The 5,072-nt window shown below is 48.8% G+C and carries 4 protein-coding genes; 3 read left to right on the top strand and 1 reads right to left on the bottom strand.

Annotated elements, in window-relative coordinates; genetic code table 11:
- Positions 1-53: 53 nt before the first annotated feature.
- Complete coding sequence (locus tag BLV85_RS14155) at positions 54-560, bottom strand: hypothetical protein (protein WP_090415870.1); 507 nt, start codon at positions 558-560, stop codon at positions 54-56.
- A gap of 324 nt (positions 561-884) precedes the next feature.
- Between BLV85_RS14155 and BLV85_RS14150 the strand changes: the two genes are divergently transcribed.
- The 3 genes from BLV85_RS14150 to BLV85_RS14140 all read left to right on the top strand — a co-directional run bounded on the left by BLV85_RS14150 (position 885) and on the right by BLV85_RS14140 (position 4,918).
- The gene (locus BLV85_RS14150; RefSeq protein WP_090415869.1) at positions 885-2,999 is read left to right on the top strand and encodes a VTT domain-containing protein; all 2,115 of its coding nucleotides are present in this window, start codon (positions 885-887) and stop codon (positions 2,997-2,999) included.
- Between the two features lie 13 nt (positions 3,000-3,012).
- Positions 3,013-3,711, top strand: coding sequence for an endonuclease/exonuclease/phosphatase family protein (locus BLV85_RS14145; protein ID WP_090415868.1), 699 nt, complete (start codon positions 3,013-3,015; stop codon positions 3,709-3,711).
- Positions 3,712-4,120: 409 nt separating this feature from the next.
- The gene (locus BLV85_RS14140) at positions 4,121-4,918 is read left to right on the top strand and encodes a class I SAM-dependent methyltransferase (RefSeq protein WP_090415867.1); all 798 of its coding nucleotides are present in this window, start codon (positions 4,121-4,123) and stop codon (positions 4,916-4,918) included.
- Positions 4,919-5,072: the final 154 nt, after the last annotated feature.

The following is a 5,072-nucleotide window of genomic DNA, read 5'->3' as shown; positions in this document are numbered from 1 at the left end:
GATTTCGAACCTTTCATGGCGCAGAAATCGCATTATATCATGCACTTGGCGCGCTACCTGAACCGGATGTCGCCCACAGATTCTGCTGACGAGCCCGAATTCTTAATCTCCCGCTCGGGCAGTCCAAGCAAAATGGCCAGGACACGGTAAAGCCGCGAAGGTGAAAGGTCACCCAAGGTTTCGGTTGCATCGTCGAGTAGACTCTCGTTATTGACCATTACCGCGAATTCGAGAATACGGCAATCCGTCTCCGACAACTCCAACAGCTCCGATAGCCGGGCAATATTGCTGCCAAGACAAGGCGGCACTTTGGCATCCCGCCATTCATGTTCGGCAACCTGATGCAACTTGCATAAATGCGCCAGAATGGCTTTAGGCTGAGACTCGAATAATTCAATCAACTTGTTATCGATAAAGCCCAATGCCTTTGCGATATTTTCATTGGACGAATAGTTTAGCCTGTCAGCAAATGCCTGGTAGCCACCCAATGGAACGAGTGCACGAAGCATCCAGAGATAGATGATAGAAGGTATATCTGGCGATAAATGGTGACTCTGCATCAAGCTCTCCCATGCCTGAAATCATTACGAAATACTCATGAAGCGCAGCACAGGATCAGCTAAACCAACTATTGTGAGAGTTATTCGATATCCCCAATCCTATTTACGCTGCAGATCAACAAGCTTTGGTCTATTCTAAAAGTGCAAATAGTTTTCTTCTCGGAATCTTTGTTGCAGTATTCGGGAGGGGTGCAATATGGGTCATTTATTACGTACTCCGGCTTGATTGTGCACGCGAATTAATTCTGCTCCGCTGGGAATCGAGCTGCGCTTCTGACTCAACCAATGCTGCTATATTCAATAAATCCGTGTGGAGTCTCACGTATGAAGCACAACAGGATTATCCATTCCGGTCACAATTGCTGGCGAGTGGCTGATGCCACCAAAGTTTCCATACTGGTGGACGGAGAAGATTATTTCAGAGCGTTGCATGAAGTCATGCAGCGAGCGCGGCATGCAATCTATATTCTGGCCTGGGATATGGACAGCAGAGTACGCCTGTTACGTGAAGAGCAGCCCACTCAGCTACCGACCGAGCTGGGCGAGCTTATCAACACCCTGCTCAAACAGCGCCCTGGATTAGAGGTTTATATTCTTAACTGGGACTGGGCCATGCTTTATGCACTCGAACGTGAATGGATACCGATTTACTGGTCTGGTTGGAAAAAACAATCTCGATTGCATTATGAGCTGGATGCACACTGTCCGTTTGGCGGCTCACAACATCAGAAACTGGTCATTATCGATGACAAAATCGCTTTTTGTGGCGGAATCGATTTGGGTAAGCACCGCTGGGACAGTTCTGCTCACGCACCCAAGGATAGCAGGCGTATAGATCCCAATAACAAAGCCTACCCTCCGTTTCATGATATGCAAATGCTGGTCGAGGGAGAGGCTGCCAAAGCGCTTGCAGAGTTGGCACGGGCAAGATGGCTGCAGGCGACCGGGGAACAACTATCCGCTGCTCCAATTTCTGATGCGAATAATCTATGGCCGGAACATGTCGAAGCGTTATTCAGCCAGGTAAAGGTAGCGATTGCCCGAACGGTTCCCGCGTTTAACAATACGCCCGAAAAAAGGGAAGTGGAATCCCTGTACATTGACAGCATTTCCGCCGCGAAGCGGCTCATTTATATTGAGAACCAGTATTTCACAGCAGGAAAGATCGCAAAAATACTGGCTTCCCGGCTCACGGAGCCCGATGGTCCCGAAGTTGTCCTGGTGCAACCGCTTAGAACTGGGGGCTGGCTGGAACAGCACACCATGGATGTGCTGCGGTATCGTGTCACACAGAAACTGCGCGATGCTGATCAACACAACCGGTTACGTATCTGTTATCCGCGCCATCAAGCACTTGGCGAAGCGTACATTGGTTTGCATAGCAAACTAATGATAGTGGATGATGATTTCTTGAGGATAGGTTCAGCAAATTTGAGCAACCGCTCAATGGGGCTGGATAGTGAGTGCGACTTGGCAATTGAAGCTGATAATACTGCACAGCAAGAAGCGATTCGTGCCTTCCGGTCGCGTTTGCTAAGTGAGCATTTCGATCTCAGCGAAGGGGAGTTGAAAAGCGAATTGGCAAGACAGGGATCATTGTTGAAACTGATCGATACCCGGCAGAATTTTCCACGTACCTTGTCGATACTTGACTGCAAAGTTGAAGAACTTACAGAAGAAATACTGCCTGATTCCGATTACATCGATCCAGAACGGCCCACAGAAATGGATGCGCTAGCAGAAGAATTCATTCCTGTCGAAGAGTCGAAGTCTATTCGCAAACAATTAATTACTACCGTTATGGTATTGTCAACAGCGGTATTCACTGCAGGGCTATGGAAATGGAGTGTACTGGGTGATTGGATTGCCCTGCAGCGAGAAGTGATCGATGTCAGTCAGCCACTTTCACTCTTTGTGACCACTCTTGGATTTGCGCTTGCTGGTCTACTGGCGGTACCTGTTACATTATTGGTCATTTTAGTCGCTGTTTTTTTTGATTTCTGGCCCGGTATTTTTTATACAATAAGTGGCGCTTTGCTAAGCACGTTGATGGGTTATGCGGCCGGTTATTTTCTGGGCCGCAAAACAGTGACACAATTAGCGGGGCACCGGCTTAACCGTTTAAGTAGGCAGTTGATCAAGAATGGTCTGATGGCGGTCATTCGGGTACGGCTTGTTCCTGTTGCGCCATTTGCAATAATTAATCTGGTAGCAGGCGCAACCCATCTGTATTTGAAAAATCTCATCCTGGGCACGCTGCTGGGCATGTTGCCAGGAATCTTGATTATTTTTCTGTTTGTGGAATTATTGGTCAGTGCAATCGATAATCCGGAACCCGATGCGATAATAAGTTTTGTTATTTTTGTTGGCAGCATTGCACTGGTTCTGTTTATGCTGAAGAAGCGACTCGACAAAGATTTTTCTGACAACTCCCGATAAAGCTCGATAGTGCATGCAATTACCTGCCGTGCTGAATCTCGCGACTTACAATATCCATGCCTGTATTGGCATGGATGGTTATTTTAATCCACAACGCACATCAGCGGTATTGCGCGAGCTTGACGCCGATATTATCGCTTTGCAGGAAGTTGACCACCATATCGTCGCCAATCTCGATTTATTGGACTACCTTGCTGAAGCAAACGGATATCAACCGATTGCCGGACCGACACTGTTACGAGACACCCGGCATTATGGCAATGCAATCCTGACCCGCCTGCCTGCAAAAGAAATCAAACGCATCGATCTGAGTTTTCATCGCCACGAGCCTCGTGGAGCCATTCAGGCTCGGTTCCAGGTGGGTCAATTTACGCTGCAAGTGGTCGCCACGCACCTGGGGTTGCGACCCGCTGAACGTCGTCATCAAGTCAAACACCTGCTAAATATGATTTCTTCCCAGATGCCGGATATAGACGTACTGATGGGAGACCTGAATGAGTGGTTTCTCTGGGGAAGACCGCTACGCTGGCTACGCCGCCATTTTTCTCCACAACCAAATTTGCAAACTTATCCAGCCTGTTGGCCATGCCTGGCATTGGATAGAATTTGGATCGCGCCAGGACAATTTTCATGCAACTTGTCGGTACATGAAACGCCCCTGGCAAGAGTGGCTTCCGATCATCGACCGTTGGTTGCCAGCATCCGGCTGTAATTTTTTCAAACAGCCTATTTCCGTCTACACACTGGCAAAAATTCGGTATACGTTAATATCCGGAGTCTCAATGCACTGATAGGTCGCACACAAAAGCGTCGAAAATAAAGTGGTTTTAGAGGAAAGGAACTAATCTGGCTAAAATCAAGCCATAAACAGCGACGACGATAACATTCTTCTCAAGCAGACAATCCAGACACAACGGATTGCTGGCCGCAATGACAATAATCAAACCAGACGAAGGCATCTCGGCCAATACCGACGAGCCGAATGTTATCAAATTCGATATCCAACCCGATTCATCCATTGAATTGCTTGATTCGGGTTAGTTTTGCTCAGCAAATTGACCCAAATAGGCGATTGAATTCATTTTTGTGTTTTTTTATTTATATTTACTGGAGAATCATTTATGGCAGGTTATGTGGGCGATGTCGCCATTCCTTACGACCAGCATCTTGGTCCCGTACTTTTCCAACACTATGGCGCCGATATCGCACGGCGGGCTGCCGAGAGATCGCTCAGTGACGTACTCGAAGTCGCCGCAGGGACGGGTATCGTCACCCGGCAACTCCGCAATGCGCTGGCACAGGAGGCACAGCTGACTGCAATCGACATCAGCGACGATATGCTGAATGTCGCCCGTACAAAATTTGCACCACATGAGCAGGTCACGTTCCAGCTGGCGGATGCCACGGCGCTGCCTTTCGATGATGAGGCATTCGACGCGGTAGTCTGCCAGTTCGGAGTGATGTTCTTCGATAAGGAGACGGCATTCCGCGAAGTGCATCGATCACTCAGAAGCGGCGGACGGTATTTGTTCAGCGTTTGGGACTCGGAGCACTACAACCCGTTCGCGAGTTTGAGTTTCGAGGTACTCAAGCAATTTTTTCCGTCGGATACGCCCAGATTCCTGTTTGATCCGGTTGCCTGCCACGCAATCGATCCGCTCAAGGAGCAGCTGATTCGCTCCGGTTTTGGGCAAATCGCTATCTCGGTCCAGCAGCGGGAATACGATATTGAGGATGTGGCTGCATTCGCGCGGGCGTTGATTTTCAGTCCGCTTATCTTTGAAATAAACGAGCGTGGCGGCGACGTCACGCCCGAAGAAATCGCCGAAGCACTGACGCAGGCGCTGGTCAGAGAGTTTGGCTCGAATCCCACACGTTATCCGATGCAGGCCATATTGTTTGAGGCAGAAAAGCCCTGAAACCGGGCCAACCAGGCATGCTCAACGTTGCTTGGTTTGAGAACTGTTCGGTGCATAAAATGCACCCTTGTATATTAATAGTGAGCAGCAAACTTGCTCAACACTGTAAAGTAACAGCGTTTTCTGGGGAAGCCGTTGCACCCTGAGGTCTCGA

The sequence above is a fragment of the Nitrosomonas halophila genome (genome assembly GCF_900107165.1).
In the GTDB taxonomy this organism is placed as follows: domain Bacteria; phylum Pseudomonadota; class Gammaproteobacteria; order Burkholderiales; family Nitrosomonadaceae; genus Nitrosomonas; species Nitrosomonas halophila.
This window is presented reverse-complemented; position numbering and strand designations above follow the sequence as displayed.

Coding starts and splice junctions, on each gene's coding strand:
- BLV85_RS14155 (WP_090415870.1), bottom strand. CDS start 560: ATGCAGAGTCACCATTTATCGCCAGATATACCTTCTATCATCTATCTC.
- BLV85_RS14150 (WP_090415869.1), top strand. CDS start 885: ATGAAGCACAACAGGATTATCCATTCCGGTCACAATTGCTGGCGAGTG.
- BLV85_RS14145 (WP_090415868.1), top strand. CDS start 3,013: ATGCAATTACCTGCCGTGCTGAATCTCGCGACTTACAATATCCATGCC.
- BLV85_RS14140 (WP_090415867.1), top strand. CDS start 4,121: ATGGCAGGTTATGTGGGCGATGTCGCCATTCCTTACGACCAGCATCTT.